31 protein-coding genes are annotated in these 26,659 nt (G+C 72.9%); 16 read left to right on the top strand and 15 right to left on the bottom strand.

Going from position 1 to position 26,659, the window contains the following annotated elements; all coding sequences use genetic code 11:
- Position 1: 1 nt before the first annotated feature.
- A complete protein-coding gene (locus tag ABD296_RS26560) occupies positions 2 to 1,519 on the bottom strand; it encodes a serine/threonine-protein kinase (protein WP_344272557.1) in 1,518 nt (505 codons plus the stop codon).
- Between the two features lie 110 nt (positions 1,520 to 1,629).
- Complete coding sequence (locus ABD296_RS26555) at positions 1,630 to 3,204, bottom strand: acyl-CoA synthetase (protein ID WP_344272554.1); 1,575 nt, start codon at positions 3,202 to 3,204, stop codon at positions 1,630 to 1,632.
- 218 nt (positions 3,205 to 3,422) lie between these two features.
- On the opposite strand from ABD296_RS26555, the gene sigE reads away from it, so the two are divergent.
- From sigE to ABD296_RS26540, 3 genes are all read left to right on the top strand, one after another.
- A complete protein-coding gene (sigE, locus tag ABD296_RS26550) occupies positions 3,423 to 3,953 on the top strand; it encodes an RNA polymerase sigma factor SigE (RefSeq protein ID WP_344272609.1) in 531 nt (176 codons plus the stop codon).
- 75 nt (positions 3,954 to 4,028) lie between these two features.
- Positions 4,029 to 4,844 carry an alpha/beta fold hydrolase gene (locus ABD296_RS26545; RefSeq protein WP_344272551.1) on the top strand — a complete coding sequence of 272 codons (816 nt, stop codon included), beginning with the start codon at positions 4,029 to 4,031 and terminating at the stop codon, positions 4,842 to 4,844.
- 123 nt (positions 4,845 to 4,967) lie between these two features.
- Positions 4,968 to 5,516 (top strand): YceI family protein, encoded by a 549-nt coding sequence (locus ABD296_RS26540; RefSeq protein WP_344272548.1) that lies wholly within the window; start codon positions 4,968 to 4,970, stop codon positions 5,514 to 5,516.
- A 97-nt stretch (positions 5,517 to 5,613) separates the two neighbouring features.
- Here the strand turns inward: ABD296_RS26540 and ABD296_RS26535 are convergent, their stop codons facing one another.
- Entirely contained in the window at positions 5,614 to 6,969 is a 1,356-nt protein-coding gene (locus tag ABD296_RS26535) for a sensor histidine kinase (RefSeq protein ID WP_344272545.1), read from the bottom strand.
- Positions 6,970 to 7,196: 227 nt separating this feature from the next.
- On the opposite strand from ABD296_RS26535, the gene ABD296_RS26530 reads away from it, so the two are divergent.
- From ABD296_RS26530 to ABD296_RS26520, 3 genes are all read left to right on the top strand, one after another.
- The gene (locus tag ABD296_RS26530) at positions 7,197 to 8,666 is read left to right on the top strand and encodes a glutamate--cysteine ligase (RefSeq protein ID WP_344272542.1); all 1,470 of its coding nucleotides are present in this window, start codon (positions 7,197 to 7,199) and stop codon (positions 8,664 to 8,666) included.
- A gap of 74 nt (positions 8,667 to 8,740) precedes the next feature.
- Positions 8,741 to 9,424 carry a response regulator transcription factor gene (locus ABD296_RS26525; RefSeq protein WP_344272539.1) on the top strand — a complete coding sequence of 228 codons (684 nt, stop codon included), beginning with the start codon at positions 8,741 to 8,743 and terminating at the stop codon, positions 9,422 to 9,424.
- Complete coding sequence (locus ABD296_RS26520; RefSeq protein ID WP_344272536.1) at positions 9,421 to 10,491, top strand: HAMP domain-containing sensor histidine kinase; 1,071 nt, start codon at positions 9,421 to 9,423, stop codon at positions 10,489 to 10,491. The genes ABD296_RS26525 and ABD296_RS26520 overlap by 4 nt, the downstream gene beginning before the upstream one ends.
- Here the strand turns inward: ABD296_RS26520 and ABD296_RS26515 are convergent.
- Both ABD296_RS26515 and ABD296_RS26510 read right to left on the bottom strand, forming a co-directional pair.
- Positions 10,469 to 11,023 (bottom strand): NUDIX hydrolase, encoded by a 555-nt coding sequence (locus ABD296_RS26515; protein WP_344272533.1) that lies wholly within the window; start codon positions 11,021 to 11,023, stop codon positions 10,469 to 10,471. The two genes, ABD296_RS26520 and ABD296_RS26515, sit on opposite strands and share 23 nt — an antisense overlap.
- A 1-nt stretch (position 11,024) precedes the next feature.
- On the bottom strand, positions 11,025 to 11,774 hold the full coding sequence (locus ABD296_RS26510; RefSeq protein ID WP_344272531.1) for a GntR family transcriptional regulator: 750 nt from the start codon (positions 11,772 to 11,774) through the stop codon (positions 11,025 to 11,027).
- A gap of 121 nt (positions 11,775 to 11,895) precedes the next feature.
- Between ABD296_RS26510 and ABD296_RS26505 the strand changes: the two genes are divergently transcribed.
- Positions 11,896 to 12,126, top strand: coding sequence for a hypothetical protein (locus tag ABD296_RS26505; protein ID WP_285915706.1), 231 nt, complete (start codon positions 11,896 to 11,898; stop codon positions 12,124 to 12,126).
- 28 nt (positions 12,127 to 12,154) lie between these two features.
- Here the strand turns inward: ABD296_RS26505 and ABD296_RS26500 are convergent, their stop codons facing one another.
- Positions 12,155 to 13,363, bottom strand: a complete 1,209-nt coding sequence (locus ABD296_RS26500; protein WP_407061517.1) for a helix-turn-helix domain-containing protein — start codon at positions 13,361 to 13,363, stop codon at positions 12,155 to 12,157.
- A 310-nt stretch (positions 13,364 to 13,673) separates the two neighbouring features.
- Here ABD296_RS26500 and qcrB point away from each other — a divergent pair, with 310 nt between their 5' ends.
- Positions 13,674 to 15,308 carry a cytochrome bc1 complex cytochrome b subunit gene (qcrB, locus tag ABD296_RS26495; protein ID WP_344272522.1) on the top strand — a complete coding sequence of 545 codons (1,635 nt, stop codon included), beginning with the start codon at positions 13,674 to 13,676 and terminating at the stop codon, positions 15,306 to 15,308.
- A 122-nt stretch (positions 15,309 to 15,430) separates the two neighbouring features.
- A complete protein-coding gene (locus ABD296_RS26490; RefSeq protein ID WP_344272517.1) occupies positions 15,431 to 15,889 on the top strand; it encodes a hypothetical protein in 459 nt (152 codons plus the stop codon).
- A 27-nt stretch (positions 15,890 to 15,916) separates the two neighbouring features.
- On the opposite strand, the gene ABD296_RS26485 is transcribed toward ABD296_RS26490, so the two are convergent.
- The 3 genes from ABD296_RS26485 to ABD296_RS26475 form a co-directional block, all read right to left on the bottom strand.
- Positions 15,917 to 17,161, bottom strand: a complete 1,245-nt coding sequence (locus ABD296_RS26485; protein WP_344272514.1) for a cation:proton antiporter — start codon at positions 17,159 to 17,161, stop codon at positions 15,917 to 15,919.
- A gap of 6 nt (positions 17,162 to 17,167) precedes the next feature.
- A complete protein-coding gene (locus ABD296_RS26480; protein ID WP_344272511.1) occupies positions 17,168 to 17,650 on the bottom strand; it encodes a cation:proton antiporter regulatory subunit in 483 nt (160 codons plus the stop codon).
- A gap of 110 nt (positions 17,651 to 17,760) precedes the next feature.
- Positions 17,761 to 18,501, bottom strand: coding sequence for a helix-turn-helix domain-containing protein (locus ABD296_RS26475; RefSeq protein ID WP_344272508.1), 741 nt, complete (start codon positions 18,499 to 18,501; stop codon positions 17,761 to 17,763).
- Between the two features lie 76 nt (positions 18,502 to 18,577).
- Between ABD296_RS26475 and ABD296_RS26470 the strand changes: the two genes are divergently transcribed.
- Positions 18,578 to 19,003 (top strand): hypothetical protein, encoded by a 426-nt coding sequence (locus ABD296_RS26470; protein ID WP_344272505.1) that lies wholly within the window; start codon positions 18,578 to 18,580, stop codon positions 19,001 to 19,003.
- 92 nt (positions 19,004 to 19,095) lie between these two features.
- Here ABD296_RS26470 and ABD296_RS26465 read toward each other — a convergent pair whose 3' ends face one another.
- The gene (locus tag ABD296_RS26465) at positions 19,096 to 19,422 is read right to left on the bottom strand and encodes a hypothetical protein (protein ID WP_344272502.1); all 327 of its coding nucleotides are present in this window, start codon (positions 19,420 to 19,422) and stop codon (positions 19,096 to 19,098) included.
- A gap of 267 nt (positions 19,423 to 19,689) precedes the next feature.
- On the opposite strand from ABD296_RS26465, the gene ABD296_RS26460 reads away from it, so the two are divergent.
- From ABD296_RS26460 to ABD296_RS26440, 5 genes are all read left to right on the top strand, one after another.
- Entirely contained in the window at positions 19,690 to 20,787 is a 1,098-nt protein-coding gene (locus ABD296_RS26460) for a S1 family peptidase (protein WP_344272499.1), read from the top strand.
- Positions 20,788 to 20,879: 92 nt separating this feature from the next.
- Positions 20,880 to 21,350, top strand: a complete 471-nt coding sequence (locus ABD296_RS26455; RefSeq protein ID WP_344272495.1) for a carboxymuconolactone decarboxylase family protein — start codon at positions 20,880 to 20,882, stop codon at positions 21,348 to 21,350.
- A 155-nt stretch (positions 21,351 to 21,505) separates the two neighbouring features.
- Entirely contained in the window at positions 21,506 to 21,664 is a 159-nt protein-coding gene (locus ABD296_RS26450; RefSeq protein ID WP_344272492.1) for a hypothetical protein, read from the top strand.
- 75 nt (positions 21,665 to 21,739) lie between these two features.
- On the top strand, positions 21,740 to 22,528 hold the full coding sequence (locus ABD296_RS26445) for an MBL fold metallo-hydrolase (RefSeq protein WP_344272489.1): 789 nt from the start codon (positions 21,740 to 21,742) through the stop codon (positions 22,526 to 22,528).
- A 65-nt stretch (positions 22,529 to 22,593) separates the two neighbouring features.
- Positions 22,594 to 23,217, top strand: coding sequence for a LysE family translocator (locus ABD296_RS26440; protein WP_344272485.1), 624 nt, complete (start codon positions 22,594 to 22,596; stop codon positions 23,215 to 23,217).
- 22 nt (positions 23,218 to 23,239) lie between these two features.
- Here ABD296_RS26440 and ABD296_RS26435 read toward each other — a convergent pair whose 3' ends face one another.
- Together ABD296_RS26435 and ABD296_RS26430 are read right to left on the bottom strand one after the other, a co-directional pair.
- On the bottom strand, positions 23,240 to 23,461 hold the full coding sequence (locus tag ABD296_RS26435) for a hypothetical protein (RefSeq protein ID WP_344272481.1): 222 nt from the start codon (positions 23,459 to 23,461) through the stop codon (positions 23,240 to 23,242).
- 289 nt (positions 23,462 to 23,750) lie between these two features.
- Positions 23,751 to 24,134 (bottom strand): heme-binding protein, encoded by a 384-nt coding sequence (locus ABD296_RS26430; protein WP_344272478.1) that lies wholly within the window; start codon positions 24,132 to 24,134, stop codon positions 23,751 to 23,753.
- Here ABD296_RS26430 and ABD296_RS26425 point away from each other — a divergent pair.
- The gene (locus ABD296_RS26425) at positions 24,101 to 24,424 is read left to right on the top strand and encodes an antibiotic biosynthesis monooxygenase (protein WP_344272475.1); all 324 of its coding nucleotides are present in this window, start codon (positions 24,101 to 24,103) and stop codon (positions 24,422 to 24,424) included. The two genes, ABD296_RS26430 and ABD296_RS26425, sit on opposite strands and share 34 nt — an antisense overlap.
- Positions 24,425 to 24,457: 33 nt before the next feature.
- Here ABD296_RS26425 and ABD296_RS26420 read toward each other — a convergent pair whose 3' ends face one another.
- The 3 genes from ABD296_RS26420 to ABD296_RS26410 all read right to left on the bottom strand — a co-directional run bounded on the left by ABD296_RS26420 (position 24,458) and on the right by ABD296_RS26410 (position 26,658).
- Entirely contained in the window at positions 24,458 to 24,964 is a 507-nt protein-coding gene (locus ABD296_RS26420) for a hypothetical protein (protein ID WP_344272471.1), read from the bottom strand.
- Between the two features lie 859 nt (positions 24,965 to 25,823).
- On the bottom strand, positions 25,824 to 26,327 hold the full coding sequence (locus ABD296_RS26415; protein WP_344272468.1) for a hypothetical protein: 504 nt from the start codon (positions 26,325 to 26,327) through the stop codon (positions 25,824 to 25,826).
- Between the two features lie 64 nt (positions 26,328 to 26,391).
- Positions 26,392 to 26,658, bottom strand: a complete 267-nt coding sequence (locus ABD296_RS26410) for a DUF397 domain-containing protein (protein WP_407061516.1) — start codon at positions 26,656 to 26,658, stop codon at positions 26,392 to 26,394.
- Position 26,659: the final 1 nt, after the last annotated feature.

The following is a 26,659-nucleotide window of genomic DNA, read 5'->3' as shown; positions in this document are numbered from 1 at the left end:
TCTAGTTCCGGTCGGGCCGGAACGTCCTGAGGATCCGGTCGTAGAGCCGCTGCCCCGGCGTCCAATGCGAATCGGGTGTGGAGAAGCAGAATGCGTATCCGGCGGCGCGGCTGCACAGCACGTGCTCCCCGCCATGCCTGCCGCCAGGCCCGCCGTTCCAGACGAACTCCCATTCCGCGGCGTTCTCGCCGAGTTCCGGGACGGCCTCCAGCCGCAGCCGGTGATAACCGGGATAAAGGCGCTCGGACACGGTTCTCCGCTCGTCCGCGCGGAGCCCGTCCAGCGCGGCGCCCGGTGCCGGGGAGACGCGCAGCCCGCGCCCGGACGCCCGGTCGTCCCATTCCATGACGCCGTCGCGCCGTTCGCTCTGCCATCCGGCCGGAACGCGGATCGAATAGGCGCCCGCCTCGGTGTACTTCACCATTTTCGTGACGACGCCCGCCGCCGGGCGCAAAGCCACGGCGTCGCTCTTTCCGACGGAATTCCACCGCGCCGTCCAGGTGCCCACGCCGGCCGCGACGACCGCCAGCACCGCCACGCTGAGCACGGCGCCGGGCCGCAGCCGCCGCCCGAGCGGCGCCGGTAGCCGCAGCGCCCGCCGGACCCGCGCGGCGCGCGGCGGTTTCGGCCGCTCCCGCTCCGGCGGGGCGACCAGGACGGCGGCCGTCGCCCCGCCCGGCTCCCCGTCGGCGACCTCCGCCAGCATCCGCGCGGTCGCCTCGGCCGACAGCCGGTCCTCGGGGCGCTCGCGCAGCAGCCCCTCGATGACCGGGGCGAGCGCGCCCGCCCGGACGGGCGGCGCGTAGTCGCCGAGCAGCACCGCGACCATCGACGCGAGCGCGTGGCAGCGCAGGAACGGGGAGAACCCCTCGACGGCGGTGTAGAGCGTCACGCCGAGCGACCACAGGTCGGACGCCTCGACGCTCGCCCGCCCGTGCACCCGCTCGGGCGCCAGGTAGGCGGGCGACCCCTCGATGCCCGCGGCCATCGTCTCGGCCTGCAGCGCGGCGCCGCGGCCCCGGTCGGTGTGCAGGGCGAGGCCGAAGTCGGTGAGCAGGACGCGGCCGTCGTCGCAGATCAGCACGTTGCTCGGCTTCACGTCGCGGTGCAGGATGCCGGCCGCGTGCGCGGCGCGCAGCACCGACAGCACCGCCGCGCCGATCTGCGCCGTCCGCCGCACGCCGAGCGGGCCGCCCTCGCCGACCAGCCGGTGCAGCGAGCACGACGGCAGGAACTCCATCACGATCCACGGGCGGCCGTCCTCGACGAGGACGTCGTGGACGGCGGCGACGCCGGGATGCCGGAGCGCCGCGGTGGCCCGCGCCTCGGCGAGCAGCCGCCGGCACAGCGCCTTGCGCTCGGTCTCGGTGATGCGGCCGGGAAGGCGGACCTGCTTGACCGCCACGTCCCGGTCGAGCATCTCGTCGTAGGCGCGCCAGACCGTGCCCATTCCGCCCCGGCCGACCACGGAGAGCAGGCGGTACCGCTGTGCGAGCGGTATCGGCCGGTCCCCGTTCATGGGGACGTTATGCGCCCGAACGGACCCGGGCACGCCCGCCCGCCGTCAATTCTTTCTTGACCGCTTCCCGGCGCGTCGCTGGTGGCGCCGGAGGCCTTTCCGGGAAAGCATCAGGCGAAGACGGATTTCGCCCACTTGTAGTCCGACTTTCCGACGGCGGTGCGCTGCACTTCGTCGACCACCTTGAGCTCGCGCGGCAGTTTGTAGCCGGCGAGGCGGCCCCGGCAGTGCTCGGCCAGCTCGTCCAGCGAGATCGCCGCGCCGGGGCGCGGCGCGACGACGGCGGCGACGCGCTGCCCGAACCGCTCGTCCGGCAGGCCGACGACGACCGCGTCGTAGACGTCCGGGTGGTCCTTCAGCGCGACCTCGACCTCCTCCGGGTACACCTTCTCGCCACCGGTGTTGATCATGAGGGAGCCGCGGCCGAGCAGGGTGATCGTGCCGTCCTCCTCCAGGCTCGCGAAGTCGCCCGGAACGGACCAGCGGGTGCCGTCCGCGTCGGTGAAGAACGTCGACGCGGTCTTCTTCGGGTCGTTGTAGTAGCCGAGCGGGATGTGCCCGCTGCGCGCGAGCTTGCCGATCCGGCCGGGCCCGACCACCTTCAGGTCGTCGTCCAGGACGGTGATGCCCGGCTTCATCATGAACCGGGCGGTGCCCTCCTTGGCGTCGACGGACGGCCCGCACGCGCCGGTCTCGGACGCGCCGTAGTTGTCGAGGAACATGACGTTCGGCAGGTGCTCCTGGAGGGCCGTCTTGGCGCCCTCGGTGAGCGGCGCGCCGCCCGAGGCGATCGCCATCAGCGACGACGTGTCGTGCTTCCCGGACGCCAGGGCCTGCGCCACCGGGCGCGCCATCACGTCCCCGACCAGCATCAGCACGTTCGCCTGCTCCTCGGCGAGCAGCGCCAGCGCCCGCTCGGCGTCGAACGCGTGATCGGTGTACAGGACGACCTTCGCGCCGGTGAACAGGCCCATGAACGCGACCCACTGGCCGGCGCCGTGCATGACCGGCGCGCAGTCGAGCACGGCCATCGACGGCTGCTCGGCGTTCGCCGCGAGCGCCTCGGGGCTGGTGATCGGGTCGCCGAGGGCGTTGCCGCCGCCGAGCGCGCCGAAGAAGATGTCCTCGCAGCGCCACTCGACGCCCTTGGGGTAGCCGGTGGTGCCGCCGGTGTACATGATGTAGCGGTCGTCGCTGGAGCGCTCCGGGAAGTCGTCTCCGCCCTCGGCCCCGGCGAGCGCCTCCTCGTACCGGACGGCGCTCGGGATGTCCGCGGACGACCCGTCCTCCAGGACGAGGACGTGCCGCAGCTTCGGCAGGTCGCCGCGGACCTCCTCGACCTTCTCCAGCAGCGACCGCTCCCCGATGAGCGCGACCGAGTCGGAGTCGGACAGCACGTGGTGCAGCTCGGCGGCGACGTACCGGTAGTTCACCGGGATCGGCACCGCACTGATCTTGAACGCGCCGATCATCGCCTCGATCCACTCCGCCCGGTTGTAGGCGAGGATCGCGACGTGCTCGCCCGCCCGCACGCCCGCGGCGGCGAGGTGGTGGCCGACCCGGCTCGCCCGCTCGTCGAGCTGCGCGTAGCTGCGCCGCTCCGTCCCGGCGACGAGGGCGGGGCGCTCGGGCCCCGCCGCGGCCAGGATTTCGAGAAGATCGGCCAGGTTGTAGCTGCGCGCCATGCCACGTCCTCGGAGGTCGGGGTGGGTGGGGACGCCTCCGATCATCCTCGGCGACCGGCGACGGGCTCAATGCCTGTTGGCATCCGGTCCAATGAGATCGATCACACGCCGCCGGATCCGGCCATGCCGGGGCTTCTTACACCGGTCTTATCTGGGTACCGGCATGCTTGGCCGTAACGATTTCGTATCAGACGGGGGTCGTGGTGAGCGCAGGCACGATGGCGTGGACTCCTCCAACATGGGAGGAGATCGTCACCGAGCACTCCACAAGGGTGTTCCGGCTGGCGTACCGCCTAACCGGCAACCGGCACGACGCCGAGGACCTGACCCAGGACGTGTTCATCCGGGTCTTCCGCTCGCTGTCGTCCTACAGTCCCGGCACGTTCGAGGGCTGGCTGCACCGGATCACGACGAACCTGTTCCTCGACCGCGCCCGCCGCAAGCAGCGCATCCGCTTCGACGCGCTCGGCGACGACGCCGCCGAGCGGCTCCAGGGCCGCGAGCCGAGCCCCGCGCAGTCCTACGACGAACGCCACCTCGACGCCGACATCCAGAAGGCCCTGGACGGCCTCGCCCCCGAATATCGCGCCGCCGTCGTGCTCTGCGACATCGAGGGCCTCACCTACGAGGAGATCTCCGCGTCCCTCGGGGTGAAGCTCGGCACCGTCCGCTCCCGCATCCACCGGGGCCGCGCCCAGCTGCGCATCGCACTGGAGCACCGCCGGCCCGCCGAGGTGACGCAGGCCTGACCGCGCCGCCCGCCGGCGGGCACGTGACGAGCGTCACTAGTGACCCACGAGTAACTTCAGGCCTACCCTCGCCGCGTGGACATCGTCTTCGACCGCCGCGGCGAAGGCCCGCCGCTGGTCCTGCTGCACGGCATCGGCCACCGCCGGCAGGGCTGGTCCCCCGTCATGGACCTGCTCGCCGCCGAACGCGACGTCATCGCCGTCGACCTGCCCGGCTTCGGGGAGTCGCCGCCGCTGCCCGCCGGCACCCCCTACACCCTCGACTCCGCCCTCACCGTGCTCGCCGGGGCGTTCGCCGAGCTCGGCCTGGACCGGCCGCACATCGCGGGCAACTCCCTCGGCGGCCTGTTCGCCCTGGAGGCCGCCGACCGCGGCCTGGTCAGCTCCGCGACGGCGCTGTCCCCGGCCGGCTTCTTCAACGCCGCCGAGCTGCGCTACGCGGCCTCGGTGCTGCGCGCGTCCCGGCTCGCCGCCCGCGTCCCCGACGGCCTCCTCGCCGCGCTGGCCCGCTCCCCGCGCCGCCGCACGGCCATGTTCGGCATGATCTACGGCCGTCCCGACCTGATGGACGCGGAGGCCCTCGCCGGCGACGCCCGCGCCCTGCGCGACGCCGCGGGCTTCGAACCCACGCTCCGCGCGGGCCGCACCACCCGCTTCGCCGGCGCCTGCGCGGACGTCCCCGTCACCATCGGCTGGGGCACCAAGGACCGCCTGCTGCTGCGCGGCCAGGCCGTCCGCGCCCAGCGCCGCCTCCCGCACGCCCGGTTCGTCTGGCTGGAGGGCTGCGGCCACGTCCCCATGTCCGACGACCCCCCGCAGGTCGCCCGCGTCCTGCTGAACGGCAGCACCCACCCGCTCCTCAGCGCCCGCCCGGAGGCCGCCGCCTCCTAGGGCCGACGCCGCAGAACGCCTCTCACCCGGTCGGGAACAAGGGGCGGTTGACATGTGTTTGAGCTTTCAACTAACCTCGACCTAGTCGTTGAAGTTTCAAGCACCTACGCACTGGAGACGTCAATGAGCATCGCCACCGTCGCCCCGGGCCTGACCACCGGCACCTGGAACATCGACCCGACCCACTCCGAGGTCACCTTCACGATCCGGCACCTGATGACCAAGGTGCGCGGCTCGTTCACCGAGTTCTCCGGCGCCGTGACGATCGCCGACGACCTCGCCGGCTCCAGCGCGGCCGCCGAGATCAAGATGGCCTCGATCGACACCCGCAACGCCGACCGCGACGCGCACGTGCGCCAGGCGGACGTGCTGGACGTCGAGAACCACCCGACCATGACCTTCAACGCCACCGGCGTGCGCGCCGAGGGCGGCGAGTACTACCTGGACGGCGACCTGACCATCCGCGGCATCACCCGCCCGGTCGCCCTGACGGTCGAGTTCAACGGCGTCGCCGAGGACCCGTGGGGCGGCACCCGCGCCGGGTTCTCCGCCGGGACCACCATCAACCGCAAGGACTGGGGCATCGAGTTCAACGTGCCCCTGAAGGGCGAGGGCGCCCTGCTGGGTGACAAGGTCGACCTCCAGCTTGAGATCCAGGCCGTCCGCGCCTGAGGCCTTCCTCCCCGGCGCCCGCCCCGCACGGGCGCCGACCCCGGAAAGGGCCGTTCACCCATGGGTGGACGGCCCTTTCCTCATGCCCAGGCATGGCTCATGCCTCGGGCGGGGCGAGGGGGAGGCGGAGGACGAACCGGGCACCGCGCGGGTCGTCCTCGACGCGCAGCGTGCCGCCGTGCGCCTGCGCGATCTCGCGGGCGATGGCCAGCCCGAGGCCGGTGCCTCCGGCACCGCGGCTGCGCGCGGAGTCCAGCCGGGTGAAGCGCTCGAAGACGCGCTCGCGGTCCGGCGGAGCGATGCCGACGCCGTCGTCGGTCACGGTGAGCAGCGCGTGGTCGTGGTCGGGGAACGTCTCCACGGCGATGACCCGGTCGGTGTACCGCTCGGCGTTGTCCAGCAGGTTGCCCAGCAGCCGGACGAGCTGCATGCGCACGCCGCGCACCGTCACCCCGTGCGCGAGCTCCTTCTCGATCTTCACCTGGAAGGTGCGGCGGCCGAGCTCGGCGGCGGCCAGCGCCGACAGGTCGATCGGCTCCTGCGCGACCGTCCCGCCCGTCCCGATCCGGGCGAGGAGGAGCAGGTCGGTGACGATGGACTCCAGCCGGTCGGTGTCGTGCAGCGCCTGCTCCACGACGGCGGGCAGGTCGTTGTCCTCGGGGTGCATCGAGGCGTCCTCGAGGTTGGCGCGCAGCCCCGCGATCGGGGTGCGCAGCTCGTGCGAGGCGTCCGAGGCGAACTGGCGCTGCCGCCCGACCGCCGACTCCAGCCGGTCGAGCGTCGCGTTGGCGGTGCGGGCGAGCTGGGCGATCTCGTCCTCGCCGGCCGGCTCGGGCACCCGGCGGCTGAGGTCGGTGGCGCTGATCTCGGCGAGCTGGGCGCGGATCGCCTCGACGGGGGCAAGGGTGCGGCCGACGACCCGCCAGGTGATCCGGGCCGCGAGCCCGGCGAGGGCCGCGACGCCGGCCGCGAGCACCCCCTCCAGCAGCCCGTTGACCAGGTAGGACGGCACCGGCTCCACCGCGTACACCACCACCGAGTCGGGCGCGGTGGTGGCGCGGATCGCCTCGGCGACATGGCACTGCCGGTTCGGCCAGCGGCCCCGGCATTCCGTGTAGTCGCGCACTCGCAGCCCGGCGGACGGCCACAGCCCGCTGACCGGCGGGCGTCCCGCCGCCGCCGGCGTGGCCGCCCGTACGCGCCCGCCCGGCTCGACGACCTGCACCAGGATGCGGCCGCCGGTGTCGTCGGGGATCGGGCCGCGCAGCGTGCCGTCGCGGACGCCGCCGCTGACCCGCCGCGCGACGACCTGGGTGCCGCGCAGCAGGTCGGACTTGACGATCGTGCGGACGGCGACATCGACGCCGACCGCGGTGACGCCCCAGACGAGGGCGGCGATGACGGCGGCGACGAGGGTGTCCCTGGCCCTGATCGACCGGGGGCGCATCCGCATGGGCCGCTCCGTCCGTCGCGCGGCGCCGCCCGGGGGGTGCGCCGCCGTGCCCGGCGGCGGCGGTGGGCCTCGCCGTCCATCACAGAGTGTCACGGGACCCCCGGCGGGCGACACAGGTTACCGGCCAGTCACTAAACGTGGTCCGAAACCACCGGCCGGGTTTTCAGCTCCCTCTGCCGGGACATCCCGTTTTATGACGGGTTCCTCCGAAGCACAGGGACGGACACATGGGCAGGGACGTGGCTTCGGTCACCATCAGCGGCGAGGACCGCCGGCGCTACCGCGACAAGGTCCGCCGGTGCCTGGACGTACTGGCCCGCATGCTGGGCGAGTCCCAGTTCGACTTCGAACGCCCGCACATCGGCCTGGAGATCGAGCTCAACCTGATCGACGAGCTCGGCGACCCGCTGATGCGCAACGCCGACGTGCTGAAGGCCATCGCCGACCCGGCCTGGGACACCGAGCTCGGCCAGTTCAACCTGGAGATCAACATCCCGCCGCGCGAGCTGGGCGGCGAGGGCACCGGCGAGCTGGAGGCCGAGGTCCGCGACCATCTCGGACACGCCGAGGACCGGGCCGGCGAGGTCGGCGGCGAGCTCATCATGATCGGCGTGCTGCCGACCCTGCGGCGCAGCGACATCGGCGAGGAGACGCTCTCCTCCAACGCCCGCTACAAGATGCTCAACGACCAGATCTTCCGCGCGCGCGGCGAGGAGATGCACATCGCCATCGACGGCCCCGAGCCGCTGCGCATGCACACCGACACCATCCTCCCGGAGGCCGCCTGCACCAGCGTCCAGTTCCATCTGCAGGTCAGCCCGGACGAGTTCGGCGCCTACTGGAACGCCGCCCAGGCCGTGGCCGGCGCGCAGGTCGCGATGGCCGCCAACTCCCCCTTCCTGTTCGGGCACCGGCTCTGGCAGGAGACCCGCATCACGCTGTTCGAGCAGGCCACCGACACCCGCCCCGACGAACTGAAGACCCAGGGCGTCCGGCCCCGCGTGTGGTTCGGCGAACGCTGGATCACCTCCGTCTTCGACCTGTTCGAGGAGAACACCCGCTACTTCCCGTCACTGCTGCCGCTGTGCGACGACGAGGACCCCCTGGCGGTCCTCGACGACGGCGGCATCCCCGAGCTGGGCGAGCTCACCCTGCACAACGGCACCATCTACCGCTGGAACCGTCCGATCTACGCCGTCGTCAAGGGCCGCCCGCACCTGCGCATCGAGAACCGCGTCCTGCCCGCCGGGCCGTCCGTCGCCGACGTCGTCGCCAACGGCGCCTTCTACTACGGCGTCGTCCGCATGCTCGCCGAGCAGGACCGGCCCGTCTGGACGCGGATGTCCTTCAACACCGCCGAGGAGAACCTGCACCGCGCCGCCCGCGACGGCCTCGACTCCACCCTCTACTGGCCCGGCGTCGGCGAGGTCCCCGCCGCCGAGCTCATCCTCCGCAAGCTGCTCCCGCTCGCTCACGAGGGCCTCGACCGGTGGGGCGTCGACCCGGCCCGCCGCGACCGGCTCCTCGGCATCATCGAACGCCGCTGCGTCACCGGCCAGACCGGCGCCGCATGGCAGATCGCCACCGTCGACTCGATCGAGGAGTCCACCGCCGCCCCGCGCCACGAGGCCCTCCGCCTCATGACCCGCCGCTACGTAGAGAACATGCGCTCCAACGCCCCCGTGCACATGTGGTGACGATCCCGCGGGTCTTCACGGGATCTGCACATTGTGGGCACTGAGTGCGCGTTCGGTGTGCTTAGAGTCGGCGTGTGAGCGAGACGCGGATCCTGGTGGTGGAGGACGAGCCGACGATCGCGCGGGCGGTGGCGGACCGGCTGGCGGCCGAGGGGTTCGCGGTGGAGACGGCGGCCGACGGGCCGTCCGCCGTGGAGCGGGCGCGCGCGTACGAGCCGCACCTCATCGTGCTGGACGTGATGCTGCCCGGGTTCGACGGCCTGGAGGTGTGCCGGCGCGTGCAGGCGGAGCGCGCGGTTCCGGTGCTGATGCTGACGGCGCGCGACGACGAGACGGACCTGCTCGTCGGGCTCGGCGTCGGCGCGGACGATTATGTGACGAAGCCGTTCAGCATGCGGGAACTGGTCGCGCGGATACGGGCGGTGCTGCGGCGCGTCGAGCGGCCGGGCGTCGAGGCGGTGGGGCAGGGTCCGTTGCGGGCGGGTCCGGTGGAGGTCGATCAGCGGGCGCGGCGCGTCCGGCGGGACGGGCGCGAGGTGCATCTGACGCCGACGGAGTTCGACCTGCTCGCGTGCCTGGTCCGGAACCGGGGGGCGGTGCTGACGCGCGCCGTCCTGCTGGAGCAGGTGTGGGACTGGGCGGACGCGTCCGGGACGCGGGTGGTCGACAGCCATGTGAAGGCGCTGCGCCGCAAGCTCGGGCAGGGGCTCATCCGCACGGTGCACGGGGTCGGCTACAGCCTGGAGGTCGCACAGTGAGCACCGACGCGCGGGTTATCCACAGGCTGTGGACGAGATGGCCGCGGCCACTGGACCCGCTCCGGTCGATCAAGGTGAAGTTCGGCGTCGTCGTGGTCGTGACGGCGTGCGTGGCGGTGCTGATCGTGCTGTGGGGGTATCCGCTCGGGTTCCGGGCGCGGCAGACGATGCCGGTCGGCGTGCTGATCTCGCTGGTGGTGATCCAGTTGCTCGCGCACGGGATGACGGCGCCGCTGCGGGAGATGACGGCGGCGGCGCGGGCGATGGCGCGCGGCGACTACAGCCGGCGGGTGCGGGCCACGTCGCGCGACGAGGTCGGCGAGCTGGCGCAGGCGTTCAACCGGATGGCCGCCGACCTGGCGGAGGTCGACCGGCAGCGCCGCGAGTTCGTCGCGAACGTCTCGCACGAGCTGCGGACGCCGATCAGCGCGCTGCGGGCGGTGCTGGAGAACGTCGCCGATGGCGTCACACCCGCGACGCCCGACGTCCTGGAGTCGGCTCTCGACCAGACCGAGCGGCTCGGCCGGCTCGTCACGCAACTGCTGGACCTGTCGCGGGTGGAGGCGGGCGCGGCGGCGCTCGACCTGGACGAACTCGACGTGGCGGCGTTCGTCGGCGATGTGACGGCGGAGGCCGCGGCGGGCCATCCGGACGCGCTGTTCGAGGCCGACGTCGCGCCGGGCCTGCACGCGACCGCCGACCGCGACCGGCTGCACCAGGTCGTCGCGAACCTGCTGGACAACGCGGTGAGGCACGGCCCGGCGGGCCGTCCGGTGACGGTGACGGCGCGTCCGGGCCCGGGGCCCGGCGGGCTGGTCATCGAGGTCGCCGACGAGGGGCCGGGCATCCCGCCGGAGGAGCGGGCGCGGGTGTTCGAGCGGTTCTCGCGCGGCGCGGCCGGCGGCCAGGCCGGGACGCCCGGCGGCGGGACGGGCCTCGGCCTCGCCATCGCGAACTGGGCGACGGAGCTGCACGGCGGCGACATCACCGTCCTGGACACGGCCGAGGGCTGCCGCATCCGCGTCGTCCTGCCCGGCGGCGGAGTCAGGCCTGTTCGTGCAGGGTGAGGAGGGTGAACGCGGCGACCGTCGAGTCGTCGGTGACGCGGCCGTCGCGGATCATCGCGGTGAACTCGGCGCGCGACACCCAGCGCTGCCGCATGTCCTGCTCCTCGGGCTCGCGATCGGCCTCGCCCGCCTTGAGATCGGTGGCGAGGAAGACGTCGAAGCCCTGGCCGCTCGTCCCGTGCGAGCAGTTCAGGTGGCCGAGGTGGGTGAGGGCGCCCGCGCGCAGGCCGGTCTCCTGGGCGAGTTCGATGCGGGCGAGCTCCTCGGGTTCGGCGCTCTGCCGGTCCGGCAGCGAGCCCTGCGGGAAGCTCCAGGTGCGCTTCCCGATCGGGTACCGGAACTCCTCGACCATGTGGAAGCCGTCGCCCTCGACCGGAATGACCAGCGCGAAGTCGGGTTTCTCGATGATGCCGTAGATGCCGCGCGAGCCGTCGAGCCGCTCGACCTCGTCCTCGCGGACGAGCATCCACGGGTTCTCGTAGACGACCCGCGAGCCGACGCGGCGGACGGCGGGCTCCTCGTTCAGTGTCACGTCAGGCTCCCGGGCCGTAGCGGTAGACGAGTTCGTGCCGGTCGCCCACCACGACGCGGTGGGTGACCTCGACGACGCGGCCGCCGGCGTCGGTGCCGCGCCGCCACAGCGTGAGGACGGGCTGCTCGGGGCCGATGCGCAGCGTGTCCTGCTCGTCGGGGCGGGGCAGCCGGCAGGTGACGGTCTCCTCGAAGGCGATGCGGTGCCCCGCCTCCTCCAGCCGCGAGTAGATGCCGCCCGGCCCGGTGTCGATCTCGCGCAGCCGGGGGATCGCGTCGACGATGTCGAGGATCACCCAGGTGGTGGCGGTCTGCACGGGCGGCTCGCCCTCGACGCCCTGCACGCGCGCCCGCTCCAGCACCCGCGTCCCCGGCGGGACGTCCAGGTGCCGCGCGAGCCGCTCGCCGGCCTCGATCTCGGCGACGGTGGTGCGGGTGAACGGGCGGCGGCCGTCTTTCTGCGCGGACACGTGGAAGCCGCGCCAGGCGCCGACCTGCCGGGTGATGTCGGACGCGGCGCGCCGCACCGGCGGGGCCGTCCGGACCTGGACGCCGGCGCCCTGCCGCGGCTCGACCAGCCCCTGCTCGGCGAGCATCCGCAGCGCGCGCCGGACCGTCGAGCGGTCGGCGCCGAACTCGCGGGCGAGGTCGCGCTCGGACGGCAGCCAGGCGCCCGCCTCCAGCTCGCCCTCGACGATGCGGGCGGCCAGCGCGCTGGTGATCGCCTGGGCCTTGGTGGGGGGACGCGGCATACCGGATCCTTCTCTGCTGCCTGCCGGGAGGCCTCGCAGGCATTGTGCCGAACTCGGCGCGGGAGCGCTGCCGGTCGGCCTAGGGTAGACCTACCATAGGCCGACCAAGGAGTCCGCGTCGATGTCGCTGATCACCTGCATGCCCGGCTGGCACGGCGAACGCTCGGAGCGGGGGCTGAGGGCCACCCGGATCACCCCGTTGTCGGACTACCAGCTGCTCAACGGCTGCCTGGAGGAGATCACCGCGCTGGACGAGGGCGAGCTGTGGCTGCTGTGCGACGCGCAGACCCGCCTCGCCGAGCGCGTCGCCACCGCCGAGCGGCTCCGCGCCGGCGTCCCGTTCGGCGGCTGACCTCATGCGGCCCCGGGCGTCGCGGGGGTCAGGTGCGGCGGAAGCTGACGACCTCGCCGCTGTCGCCGACCGCCTCGCGGGCCGGCGGGATGATCCGCTCGCCCGCGTTGTCGGCCAGCAGCGCCCGGGCGCGCAGCACGATCTCCAGGTCGAACCGCAGGTCCGGGTCGAGGAGCTGGTCGCCGAACAGCTCCTCCAGCTGGCGCAGCCGGTACCGGACGGTCTGCGGGTGCACGTGCAACCGCATCGCGACCTCGTTGGCGTTGCGGCCGGACTGGAGCCACGCCAGCAGCGTCTCGGCCAGACGGTCCTGCTGGCTGGCGCGCAGGTGCGACAGCGGCGCCAGGCGCAGGTCGGCGAGGGAGGTGATGAGCCCCTCGTCCTGGAAAAGGATCAGCGTCGACATGTGCTCGACGCTGCGGATCACGCCGTCGTGGGCCTCGATCACGCCGCGCTGGACGAGGCAGAGCGTCTTGCGCGCCCACTGGATCGACCGGGCCGCCTCCATCAGCGGGACGGTCGGCCCGACGACGGCGAGGCTGCCGGACAGGGCGCGGTCGACGAGCTTGGCGCGGCCGGGGCCGTCCGGGTCGGGGATGATCAGGCTGGGGGTGCGGCGGGTCAGGTCGGCGAGCACGTCCGGCGGGAACGCGGGCTGCCGCGACTCCTGGGCCGGGCGGCCGAGCGCGACGGCGGCGATGGTGCGCGGCAGCGGCCAGTGCGCCGCGGCGGCGAGGTCGGCGATGGCCTCCTGCGCCGCGGGCGGGTCGGCGAACAGCAGGTCGAGCAGGCGCTTGCGGCGGCGCTGCATCTCCCCCGCGACGGCGGCCTTGGCCTGCGAGAACCCCTCGGCGGCCGCCTTGGCCAGCTCGTCCTGGAACTGCATCAGCGCCTCGCCGACGGCGCCGAGCGTGCGCGGCGAGACCTGCTGGACCTCGGCGCCCTCGGTGATCCGCCGCCAGGCGACCATGCCGCCGACCCGCATCGCGGACTGCATCGCGTCCAGGCTGCGGCCCTCGCCGGCCTCGCCGCGGCCGATGGCGCGGAAGAAGTCGGTGACCGAGGCGGGCTCGTGGCCGGGATCGGCCACCCGGTCGACGAAGTAGTGCAGGACGCGCTCGACGGCCTGCCGGAGCGTCCCGGAGTAGGAGCCGTCACCGGGGCGGTCGTACTCGCGGACCTTGGTCTGGATCTCCTGGATCATGTCGTCGGCCACCTCGTCGAGGTGCGGCCGCATGTGATCCGCCAGTTCCCTGGGCAGATCCGCCCAGGGGCGCCCGAACGTGGCCGAGCCGTCGTCCGACACGGAACCTCCCCGCCGCTCGTCCCCCTGCGTTGCGCGCCGTACACACGGGGTAATTACTTACTTATGGGACTCGTGTGGGGCAAATCATGACCCGTGGCGTGCCCGGGCGCAAAGTCTAGGTCGAGATACGACCAGGTTCGGCCGGACGGTTCGAGAGATGTCCACAGTCGGCGCACCTCTGGTCCGACCGCCCGTCCGGTGCGACAGTGAGGGCACGGACCAGCATGTGCGAGGTGGTCGCATGCCCGAGACCCCGGCCGACCGCGTCCCGCCGAAGGCGCTCGCCGCCACCGGCAGGGCCGTCGACGAGCGCTTCGGCGGCGGCGCCTTCGCGCGGAAGGCGCTCCGCAAGGCGTTCCCCGACCACTGGAGCTTCCTGCTCGGCGAGATCGCCATGTACTCGTTCCTCGTCATCGTGCTGACCGGGGTGTTCCTCACCCTGTTCTTCGTCCCGAGCGCGAACGAGACGGTCTACGACGGGTCGTACGGGCCGCTGAAGGGCGTCCGGATGAGCGAGGCGTACGCCTCGGCCCTGCGCATCTCCTTCGACGTGCGCGGCGGGCTGCTCATGCGGCAGATCCACCACTGGGCGACCGACATCTTCATGGCGGCCATCGCCGTCCACCTGCTGCGCAACTTCTTCACCGGCGCGTTCCGCAAGCCCCGCGAGCTGAACTGGCTGATCGGGATCGCGCTGTTCATGCTGGTGATGGTGAACGGCCTGTTCGGCTACTCGCTGCCGGACGACCTGCTCTCCGGCACCGGCATCCGCATCCTGGAGGGCGTCCTCGCCTCGATCCCGCTCGCCGGGTCGTACCTGGTGATGTTCGTGTTCGGCGGCGAGTTCCCCGGCACCGACATCATCCCGCGCCTCTACATCGTCCACATCCTGCTGATCCCGGGGATCCTGCTCGCGCTGATCCCGCTGCACGCCGTTGTGCTGACCTGGCGGCAGACCCACACCCAGTTCCCGGGCAAGGGCAGCACCAACACCACCGTCCGCGGCTACCCGTTCTTCCCCGTCTTCATCGGCAAGACCACCGCGTACTTCCTGTGGGTCTTCGGGGTCACCGCGCTGCTCGCGGCGTTCTTCCAGATCAACCCGATCTGGCTGTTCGGCCCGTACGACCCGGGCGCCATCAGCTCCGGCTCCCAGCCCGACTGGTACATGGGCTGGCTGGAGGGGGCGCTGCGGATGATGCCGGCCTGGGAGATCAACGCCTGGGGCCACACGGTGCCGATGAACGTCCTCGTCCCCGCCCTCGGCGTGCCGGGCCTGCTGTTCACCGGCCTTGCCGCCTACCCCTTCCTGGAACGCTGGGTCACCGGCGACCACCGCGTCCACCACCTGCTCGACCGGCCCCGCGACGTCCCCGCGCGCACCGGCATCGGCGCCGGCGGCGTCGTCTTCTACGGCGTGCTGTGGGCCGCCGGCGGCAACGACGTCATCGCCGACCGCTTCGACATCCCGCTGTTCTGGACGACCTGGTTCTTCCGGTTCGCGATCATCCTCGGCCCCGTCCTGGCCTACGTCTTCGCCTACCGCATCTGCCTCGGCCTGCAGCACCGCGACCTCGGCCTCGTCCGGCACGGCCTGGAGACCGGCGTCATCCGGCGGCTCCCGGACGGCGAGTACATCGAGGTCGAACGGCACCTCCCGGCCGAGGAGACCGCCCCGATCACCGACGCCCGCCCGCCCGCCGCCGTGCCGCTGTCCCGCCCCGACACCAAGGGCGTCCGCCCGCCGGAGGCCCGCTCCGGCCTCGGCCGCGTCCGCGTCGCGCTGAACCGCCGCTTCGTCCACGACCTCGCCGCCCCCGACCGCGCCGCCCCCGACCGCGCCGATGAGGAGGAGCGGCCCGCGCTCGGCCCCTGATTCCCCGCGGTGGGTGTGCCCGCCTGTGGCGGGCCGCGGTCCCCCGGCCCGGCCCGCCCAAGTGGCACCGCGCGCCGCCCGTTGGCTGCCGCTCGGTGCCGGCGGCGCCGTAGGGTACGGGCATGTTGACGTCCGGCCGGTTCAAGGCGCCCCCGCCCAAGCCCAGGACATGGTCCGAGCACCGCCCGGGGCGGGTGCACGCCGCGTACGGTGCGCTCGTCGCGTGGTGGCTGGCCGTCTGCGGGGTCGCGGTGTGGGGCATGACGTCGCCGGGACGGTCCGGCCGCCAGGACGCGACGTCGGTGTTCTGGCTGGTGTTCTGGGTCGTGGCCGTGCTGGCGCTGCTGGGGCGCGGCTGGTGGGGCGGCCCGAAAGCGTGGGTCTACGTGCAGTTCGCCGCCTTCGCGCTGGGCCTGGTCGTCCTCGGGGGCATGGTCGCCTTCGGGGTTCTGGCCGTCGTCACCGGGTTCGACGAGTCGGGGCTCGTCTATTTCGCGCCGGGGCTCGCGTCGGGCGCGCTGCTGGTCGCGGCGGGCCGTCTGCTGTCGTCGAAGGACGTCCGGCACTGGTACGGGGCGTGACGGCCGTGCCCGTGCGGCCCTGCGCGGTCAGCCCTCCCGGGTGCCCGCTCCGCGGCGGGGGACGGGCGCGACGGGGACGTCTTCGTCGGTCTGGGGGGTGGGGGCTCGGCGCGTGGCGCGGCGAGCGCGGAGGGTGCGGGTCAGGGGTTCGACGCCGCGGGCCAGGACGGGGCCGGCCACCGCGAGGATGAGGACGTAGGCGGCGGCGAGGGGGCCGAGACGGGCGTTGGTGCCGGCGCTGACCGCGAGTCCGGCGATGACGATGTTGAACTCGCCGCGCGGGACCAGCGCGACGCCGGCCCGCAGTCGTCCGGCGGCGGCGACTCCGGCGCGGCGCGCGGCGAACCAGCCGGTGGCGAGCTTGGTGGCGATGCCGACCGCCGCCAGCAGCGCGGCGATACCGAGGACCGGGGGCAGGTCGGACGGGTCGGTGTGGAGGCCGAAGAAGACGAAGAACACGGCGGCGAACAGGTCGCGCAGCGGCGTCAGGAGCTTGTGGGCGGTGTGCGCCAGCGACCCCGACAGCGCGATGCCGACCAGGAACGCTCCAACGGCCGCGGACACCTGCAGTTGCTGGGCGATCCCGGCGACCAGCAGCGTGAGGCCGAGCACCTTCAGCAGGAGCACTTCCTCGCTGGGGGACGAGACGAACCGTTCCACCCAGGCGCCGTGCCGCAGCGCGACGAACAGGATCACCGCGATGGTGGCGGCGGCGACCGCCAGCGCGATCGTCCCGCCGACCAGCCCCGCCCCGGCGAGCAGCGCGGTGAGGATGGGCAGGTAGGCGGCCATCGCGAGGTCCTCGAACACCAGCACCGACAGCAGCGCGGGCGTCTCGCGGTTGCCAAGCCAGCCGAGGTCACCGATCACCTTGGCGGTGATGCCGGACGAGGTGACGTAGGTGATGCCGCCCATCGCGACCGCGGCGACCGGTCCCCAGCCGAGCAGCAGCGCCGCCGCGACGCCGGGCGCCGCGTTCAGTGCCATGTCGGCGAGCCCGACGGGCGCGGACGTGCGCAGCGTGCCGACCAGTTCGTCGGCGGTGTACTCCAGGCCGAGCGTGAACAGCAGCAGGATGACGCCGACCTCGGCGCCGATGGACACGAAGTCCTCGCTGGTCGTGAGCGGATAGAAGCCGCCCGATCCGAACGCCAGGCCGGCGATCAGGTAGAGCGGGATCGGGGAGATGGAGAAGCGGAGGGACACGGCGCCGAGCAGCCCCAAGGCCAGGATGATCGCGCCGAGTTCGATGAGCTGGACGGCCGACTCCATGCGGGGTCAGCCGTCGGCGAGGATCGCGGCGACGGCCGCCGTGCCCTCGCCCGTCCCGACGACCACCACCACGTCCCCGGCGGCGAACACGAAGTCGGGCCGGGGGCTGGCGAACACCTGCCCCTCGCGGACCACCGCGACGATGGACGCGCTGGTCCGGGTGCGGGCGTGCGTGTCGCCGAGCGGGCGGCCGACGTAGGGCGAGCCCGCCGCGATCGGGAGCTGCTCGGTGACCAGGCCCTCGACCTGCCGGTGCAGCTCGGCGAGGTGCTCGACGATCCGTCCGGTGCCGAGCAGCTCGGCGATCGCGTTGGCCTCCTCGGCGGTCAGCGCGACCGTCGCGACGCAGCTGTCGGGGTCGTCGCGGTCGTAGACGACGAGGTCGCGGCGGCCGGACCGGTGCGAGATGATGCCGAGCTGCCGGCCCCGCCCGGTCGTCATGACGTGTTGCAGGCCGATCCCGGGCAGGGCGGTCCGTTCGACGTCCACGGTGGTGCGTCCTTCCAGGTCACGGCATGGTCGCGGGCAAGACCGGCCATCATCGCAGATAACGGACGCGCAGGTCGTGCCCGCTCCTCGCCATCATCGCCCGCGCGGGCTCACCCGGCCCCGCCGGCCCCGTCGAGGAGCAGTTCGGGATCGAGAGCGGCGAGGGCCGTGGGCGTGAGCCCGAACATGCCGCGGAACGTGTCGCTGAGATGGGACGGGGACGCGAACCCCGCGTCGGCGGCGGCGCGGGTGAAGTCGTGGCCGTCGGCGAACGCCGCGGCCACCCGCAGCATCCGCGCCCACTGCACGTACCTGCGGAAACTGGTGCCGGTCTGGTCGGCGAACGTCCGCAGGAAGTGCGAGCGGGACAGCCCCGCCTCGCGGGCGGCGGCCTCGGCGCGCTGCGGGCGCGCCGGGTCGTCCCGGATCCGGGCCGCCGCGCGCACGATGCGCGGGTCGCGGACGTGCGGCACGGGGATGCTCGCCGCCGCCAGCAGCCGTTCGACGTCCAGCTCGTCGCGGGTGGCAAGGTCGATCAGGTCGGCCTCGCGGTGGTGGTCGCTGCGGAACCCGCCGGTGTCGCGCCGCATCCCGCCCAGGCACCGGGCCATCCGCGCGGACGTCGGGTCGAAGAAGCAGAACAGCATCCGTCCGGCGGTGTCGCGGACCTCGTGCCGGACCCGGGCGCGGAACAGGAAGCTGCGGGCGGTCAGGCCGGGCAGCCCGTCGGCGCGGACGGTGAACGGCGCGTCCAGCCCGACGCCCAGGCAGGCCACGGCGGTGGAATGGGGCCCGAGGCCGAGGGACGGGCCGAGGTAGACGACGTGCCCGAGCCGGACCCACAACCGCACGGGAGCGCACGTTCGTGGAAGTGCCGGTGCGGCCATGCGGGCCAGCATAAGCGCCGTGAACACTCGCGGAGGAAGCATGATCGACGACGAACGGGCCGGCACGTCCCCGGACAAGGCGGACGATACGGCGGACGGCGGCGCACTCGCGGTGGCGCTGCGCGGTCTCGCGGCGGGCCGGGTGGTGCTCGGCGCGGCGGCGATCGCGGCGCCGCACGCGCTGACCCGCGCGTACGGGGTGCGCCCGACGCCGGAGCTCGGCTACATGATCCAGATCTTCGGCGCGCGGGCGATCGCGCTGGGTCTCGGCTACCTGACCGCGCCGCCGGCGGAGCGGTCCCGCTGGCAGCGGCTGGCGCTGCTGGTCGACACGCTCGACACCGTCCACGGCGTCGCGCGCCTGGCCCGCGGCGACGTCCCGCGCCATGCCGCGGTGTCGCTCACCGCACTGACCGGCACCTACATGGGGATCGGCGCAACCCGCCTGGCCCGCGACCTCACCTGACCGGCTGTCCGGAGGGGCCGAGCCGGGGGGAGAGAGAAGGGCCGGTCGTCCCATCCGATTCCGGTGGGACGGCCGGCCCTCCTCAGTGCGCGCTAGCGGCCCTGGCCGTGCTGGCCGTGCTGGCCGTGCTGGCCGTGCTGGCCGTAGTGGCCGTGGTCACCGTGGTGATGGCCGTGCTCGTGACCGTGATGGCCGTGGTCGTGGCCGTGGCCGTGGCCCTGGTGGTCGTGGTCACGGACGCATCTGTGCAGGTAGCGGTCCCAGTACGTCCCGTACGGGCACGGGCGGGGATGCGCCTGGGTCGCGACCGTTTCCGCCGCGCCCGCCGAGGCGGCGGGAGCGAACGCGGCCAGGCCGGCGGCCATGACCAGGCCGGCGCCGGTCAGCACGGCCGAGCGCAGCGGAGACTGGATCTTCATGCTTCCTCCAGATGTGAGGGCCCCGGCTGGGGGCCCGTGATTCCTCTGCCGATCTACCCGCAGAGCGAGCGCGCGACTACTGACCGTAAGTAGATCATTGCGCGCCCTCCGGGATTGACCAGCGGAAACGGCGGCGACGGGCCGGGGGCGCAGCCCCGTTGAACTCCGGCGGGCACGGCGCCGTACCTCCTCCCGTAGATCGTCATCTCGGGAGCTGGAGGGCTCATGGGACGCCGGAACGCCGCGAGGAAACGTCGTCTGCGCACCGTGGCCGGAGCGGGCGCGGCGGTCGCCGGGGCCGCCGGGCTGGTCGCCGGGTCGCTGTACGCCGTCCAGACCAATGAGGGGCCGCAGGGTGCGAAGCTGGCCGGGGATGCGCAGGCCCGCTCGCGAGACGCGCGCCCGCGGACCGCGCAGGCCCAGCCCAGAGCGGCGGCGCTCGCGACGAGGGTCGCGGGGCGGCTCGGCGGCCGGACGGCCGGGGCCTACCTCGACCCTGCGGGACGTCCCGTCGTCACGGTCACCAACGCGGCGGACGCCTCGATGGTGCGCGCGGCGGGCGCCGTGCCGAAGACGATGCGCCGGACCCCGCGCACGCTGAACCGGGTGACCGCCGCGCTGCGCCGGTCGATGGCGGGGACGCCGGGCACCGGCTGGGCGGTCGACCCCGCGACGTCCCAGGTCGTGATGTGGACCGACGACTCGGTGACCGGGACCCGGATGGCCGCCGCCCGCCGCGAGGCGCGGCGCATGGGGACGGCCGTGCGGATGGTGCGCGTCCCGGGCCGGCTGCACACGCTCGCGACGCTCGGCGGGGACGCGATCTTCGGTGGCGGCGCGCGGTGCTCGCTGGGCTTCAACGTCCAGCGGGACGGGCAGCCGTTCTTCCTCACCGCCGGGCACTGCGGGAACATCGTCCAGAACTGGACCGCCGACCAGCAGGGCGCCGAGGCCCTCGGCACGACGGTGCAGAGCGACTTCCCGGGCGACGACTTCGCGCTCGTCCAGGCCACCGCCGACGGGCAGAGCGCGGTCGACCTGCACGACGGCACCGCGCAGCCCATCACGGAGGCCGCCGACGCGGTGGCCGGCCAGCAGGTCGCGCGGAGCGGCAGCACGACCGGCGTGCACACCGGACGGGTCACGGCGGTCGGCGCGACGGTGAACTTCCCCGAGGGGACGGTCACCGGGATGATCCAGACGACCGTCTGCGCGGAGCCGGGCGACAGCGGCGGGCCGCTGTTCAGCGGGAGCACCGCGCTGGGGCTGACGTCGGGCGGCTCGGGCGACTGCCAGAGCGGCGGCGTCACGTTCTTCCAGCCGGTCACCGAGGCGCTCCAGGCGTTCGGCGCCGAGCTTCCATGATTTCCTCGCGTTTCCTCGTGCGGACCTGTCACATCCGGGCGGGCCGATCCGTCATGGGGGTATAAGCGGCAACGCGAACTGAGGAGACCACCATGGACGCCCGGATCAACTTCTACGGCAACGCGGTCGCGGCGAAGGTCGCGAAGTACATCAACTCCGCAGGCAAGGCGGTGGCCGACACGTCGCTGCCGGCCGCGACGCAGGAGCTGGTGAAGATCCGCGCCAGCCAGATCAACGGCTGCGGCTTCTGCCTCGACATGCACACCAAGGACGCGGTGGCGGCCGGGGAGACCTCGCTGCGGCTGAACCTGGTCGCCGCCTGGAGGGAGGCCACGGTCTTCACCGAGGCCGAGCGGGCCGCGCTGGAGCTCACCGAGGAGGGCACCCGCCTCGCCGACGGGGGCGGGGTCTCCGACGAGACCTGGGCGAACGCCGCCAAGCACTACGACGAGGAGCAGCTGAGCGCCCTGGTCGCCCTTGTCGCGCTCATCAACACCTACAACCGCCTCAACGTCATCACCCGCCAGCCCGCCGGCGACTACCAGCCCGGCCAGTTCGGCTGACGGCGCGCCAGAGACACCGACCTGGGGCACCGGCGCGCTCGCCGGTGCCCCGCGCTGGATTCACCCGATCCCCGGCACCGGCACCCTCGACGGCGACCTGCGCGCCTACGCCGCCAACGTGGCCCGCGACGTCACCGGGCCCCGACGGGCTCGCCGTGCTGCGCCTGGTCATCGCCCTGTCCACGGCGGAACCGGACGGCCTCCAGGCCCGCGACGCCTTCCTCGCCGAGCGGTCCCGCCAGCTCCACCTCATGCTCGCCCGCGCCCGCGACCGCCTCCTCCTGATCAGCGCGGAGGGCGGCCGCACGGGTTAGGGACTTCTCACGGTTACCGAACGACGTCCCCGGTTACGTTGAGTGGTGGGCGGCCGACGGAGAGGGACGCACGGCATGGAACTGCGGTTCATCGGTACCGGGTCGATCATCAGCGACCGGATGAGCTCGTCGGCGCTGGTCGACGGCAAGGTCCTGATCGACACCCCGAACGGGTCGATGAAGGCCATGCGCCGCGCCGGGCTCGATCCCGCCGCCGTCGACGTCTGCCTGATCACCCACTTCCACGCCGACCACTTCTTCGACATCGTCTTCCTGTTCCTGGAGCAGGGGCTGCTGCACGAGCGCGACAGCGACCTGGTGCTGGTCGGCCCCACCGGCTTCGCCGACCGCGTCCAGCAGGTGTTCGACCTCGCCTACCCCGACACCTGGGAGAACATCCGCGCCAAGACCCGGCCGTCGTTCGTCGAGATCGGCGACGAGGGCGGCGAGTGGACGGGGCACGGCTACCACGTCCGGGCGCTGCCGGTGCAGCACACCGTCCCCGGCCTGGGCTACCGGATCACCGACGAGCACGGCACCGTTCTCGGCTGCACCGGCGACACCGCCTACTGCCCGGCGGTCGAGGAACTGGCGTCCACCAGCGCGGCCCTGATCGCCGACACCACCTTCCCCGCCGAGGGCAAGCTCGGGCACATGGGCCTGCACGAGATCGAAGCGCTCGCGGAACGCCATCCGGGCCTGCACGTGCTGTCCACCCACCTCAGCGACGACGTCCCCGCGCCCACCCGTCCGAACGTCACGTTCCCGGCCGACGGGCAGCGGTTCACCCTCGACGGTCATGGCCTCCACACCGTCCGGCAGGCCCCTGCGCGGAAGCCACTGACCGGCGACCTGCTCGGCTGAACCCGCCGGAGCCACGCGACGGAAACGCTGTTGTGCGGGTACGTCCGGCTCTGAATACTGAGCGAATGATGTCCTCGCTCGTGGCGTTCGTCGGCGCGGCCTTCCTGGTCGCGATGGTTCCCGGGCCCAGCACGGCCGCGATCCTGCGTCGTTCGCTGATGAGCGGCCGCGGCAACGGCGTGGCGACGGTGCTCGGCAACGAATGCGGAGTGCTGCTGTGGGGGCTGGCCGCCGCGTTCGGCCTGTCGGCCCTGCTGCTGGCCTCGCAGCTGGCCTACGACGCGATGCGCATCACGGGCGCGGCGGTCCTGGTGTTCATGGGGATGCGCGCGCTGTGGCAGGCGCGGCGCGGCACCGCCGAGGACGACGAGCCCGTCCGGACGTCCGCCGTGTCGCACGGGCGCGCGTTCCGGCAGGGCGTGGTCACCAACTTCGCCAACCCCAAGGCCGGGGTGTTCGCGGTGTCGTTCCTGCCCCAGTTCGTCCCGCACGGCGCCCCCGTCCTGGCGACGCTCGTGCTGTTCTCGGTGATCTGGGCCCTGGTCGACATGATCTGGTACCTGCCGATGGTGTGGCTGGCCGGACGGGCCCGCGCCGTGTTCCAGCGCCGGTCGGTCCGCCGCCGGATGGAGCAGGTCTCCGGCGTGGTCCTCGTCGCCCTCGGCATCCGGCTGGCCGCCGAGTCCTGACCCGTTCGTCTCGTCGCAGAAGCTAACCGATCGGCGCCGCGGCGTACCCGACGGTGGTGCCGGCGCCGTTCACCAGCACGGTCGCGCCATCGCGGACGCCGAGCGCGTCCAGGCCCCGGTAGGCCGTCTCGACCGCCATGGACAGCGCGGCGGCGCCGACCGGGTCGAGCCCCTCCGGACGCGGGAACCAGACGTCCAGCAGCGCCCGCTCGGACCCAGTCAGCAGACCGCACCCGCTCCGCATAGCCCCTCGGGAACAGATGGCGGCGCCGGGTGGCTACAACAAACAGCCGGTGTGCCTGGTGTCCCCGGGCCTCACCTATCGCCTTCGCGGAATACCGTTCGGCTGGAGCCGCGTTGCGCATCTCGCCGAGAGGCGACCCACACACCGGCCCAAGACCAGAACAGACCCCGGTCAGCGTCCCACTTCGCTGCCGGGGTCGCGTTCTGTCCGGGCCCGGCCCCGGACAGGGGCCGATGCGGCGGCGTGGTGGTTCCGCGGCTGGTCCCCGGCCTCGCCGTCCGATGCCTAGCTAGTTGTCAGCAGACCGGTTTTCCTGCCACCGCTGCACCGCCGTCCTTACCGCCTCTTCGTCTTCGAGAGCTTGACCGCCGGACGCGCCGGACGGCTTCAGCGCCAACAGCGCAGTACGCGCCTTAGCGACGGCGATGCGGCCGGTCATCGGCGTACCGCCATCGTCTCGCCGTAGGACGATCGGCTCTCCGACAACGTCGACGACCGCGACCGCCAGCGGCGGGATGACGGCTCTGCAGGTCAAAGCGTTTTCGCCATTGCGGGACGGTCGTTGAGGAACTCGGTGCGACGCGAGTGGGGGCGGGCTCCGTCCATGACCGGGACGGCGTACTCGCCTAGAGTGCCCGCATGATCGTTCGAATCTGGCGCGGGTGGACGGCACCAAACGACGCCGATGCCTACCAGCGACTTCTCAACGGCGAGATCGTTCCCGGCTTCCTGGCGCGGTCCGTCGAGGGACTGCTGGGCGCCGACGTCCTCCGCCGGGACGCCGGCGGCGAGGTGGAGTTCACCGTTGTGATGTCCTTCGCGGACTGGGCCGCGGTAGAGGAGTTCGCCGGTGACAGGACGTCATCGGTGGTGCCGGCCGAAGCGCGACGCCTCCTCGCCCGCTACGAGCCCGAGGCCGTCCACCACGACCTCGTCGCGCAGCACCGCCCTGCCGGGCCGTGACCGGCTCCCCGTCCAACGGCGGGCGGGTGGTCGTTACTGGGTTTCGGTGATGGTGGTGGCAGCCTGGCCGGAGAAGCGGACGGTGACGTTGTGCGGGGCGGCCTGCGCCCATTCGTCGAGTCCGTCGATGGAGCACTTGCTGTCGTCGGGCGGGGTGCTGCCGTCGGGGCAGGTGCCTCCGGCGACGTACACGACGGTGTCCTCGGCGGTGAAGAAGCCGATGTTGCCGACGATGAACTTGCCCGGCGCCAGGTAGTGCAGCCGTCCCCACTTGGAGGTGACCTGCTGGCCGCCCTGCTGCGCGGGCGGGGTGTGGTGGACGACCGGGGCGCCCGTCCCTCCTGAGCCCTGCGGAGTCGAGGAGCCGTTCGGAGTGGACGCGCCGTTCGGGGTGGAGGCCGGCGCGGGCGTGGTGGCGGTGGGCGACGAGGGCGCCGAGGGCGATGCCGCCACGGAGCTGCCGGAGCCATTGTTGCCGCCGCAGGCCGTCAGGCCGAGGGCCAGCGCCGCCGTCGCTCCGGATATCACGATCTTCCGCATGGGTCGCCGCTCCCTTTCTCGGTGCGCTGCCTTCGTGGTCGCGCTGTGCCAGGTGAGATGCGGGCGCGGCCCGGCGGGGTTGGCGCGCTTGGACGTGATCAATCCGACCCCCCACGCCCCGAACCTGCGGGCCGGTGCGGGCATCTGGATGTCCTGAAGGCATAGAGAAGTTCGCGCAGCCCCGACACTTTCTCGGCTCAGGCGCACTACCAGGCCAGCGTGGGTGGTTCGGCGAACGTGCCCGGCACGGGGCCGGACGGGAGTCCCGAGCTCCTCCTCGACGTACGCGGGGTACCCGTCAAGGTGGACCTGGCTGGACCTCTGCGGGCATCTCCACCTCGAAGGCCCGGGAATTCTGGTCGACGCGAACGTCCCGTCCCGCACCGCGCGGGCCGAGCGTACCGACGCCCTGGCCGGCCGGGCCGGACTGGAAGTTGCGGGGGTGCTCCTGCTGGCGCCGGACGAACGGTCCGGCACGCGAGGGATCGACGAGCCGTTCCGCTCGCGCTCCAGTTGCCGCGTCACCGGGGACGGCCGTCCGGAGACGCGGGACCTCTTCTGGCGGCTGGCCGGGGCGTGGACGACGTCCGAGGTTCCGCCGGCTCCCGTGCCGGTCCCGGGCGCCACGTCCGTCGAGAGGGCCCTCCATCTGGGCATGGAGGATCCCGAGCACACCACGGGTTGGGCTCTGACGGACACTCTCTGGTGGGGCCTGGCGGTTCTGTGCCGTCTCGGGGCCGCATACAGGATGACCAGCGACCTCGACACCGTGAACCGGCGCACGTCGACCGAGCGGCCCCCAATCGGGGGTACTCATCGCTTCGGGGGCTCGCCGCAACGGCCGCTCCGGCGGGTTCGGCTATCCCTCTGCGGGGCGGCGCCGACCCTGGCCGCACAGGTCCGTCTGCTTGAGGACGTGCAGGGGCAGGCACGGGGCGGGCCAGACCTGGAACAGGTAGACCTCCTGTGATCGCTGGACGCACGCGTCGTAGGCGATGTCACGCCCACGCGCGTGGGCGCGAACTTGATAGGACCCCGGGCCGAGGGGAGTGAGCGAAGGAAGGTCCGGTGGATCCTCCATGAGGCAGCGCACCATGAGTGGACCCTCTTCGATCTGCACGCCGGCTTCGGCGATCTCTTCCCAGCCCGCCTCGTCCACAACCGGCTCGTCGTCGTGGATCTCAACGTGCACCGCCACATGGCCATTGGCGATGCCAGTGTGCACAATGACCGATTCACCGGTGGCGGAGATGAGGCCGCCGGCTTCCTCCGGTATGAAGTCCTGCTGCTCAGGCTCCATGAGGAAGAACTGGTGGTAGTCGACGCACGTCCACGCGGGCCCGTCCCGGACGATCAGTGCCATCAAGCTGTCCATTCGCGATGAGCCCCCGTCCGTCGTCGCGGAAGGGGGCTCTCGGGTGGCCGCGTCAGGGCAGGTCGTGGGCGTTGGACTTCACGCGCTCGGTGAAGGTTCGCCAGGCGGGGGCGTCGAAGGCCAGCTTCGGGCCGTTCGGGTCTTTGGAATCGCGGACTGCCACCACCGGCGCGACCCCGGCTACCTCCACGCACTCGCCGCCCTGATGGCCGCTACGGCTCGCCTTGCGCCACGCCTCGTCCGCCACCTGTGGGACGCTCCCGACCTCGACGCAATTGCCGCCCTCGTGGGCACTGCGGCTGGGCTTGCGCCACTTCACG

The sequence above is a fragment of the Actinomadura napierensis genome, assembly GCF_039529375.1.
In the GTDB taxonomy this organism is placed as follows: Bacteria; Actinomycetota; Actinomycetes; order Streptosporangiales; family Streptosporangiaceae; genus Spirillospora; species Spirillospora napierensis.
This window is presented reverse-complemented; position numbering and strand designations above follow the sequence as displayed.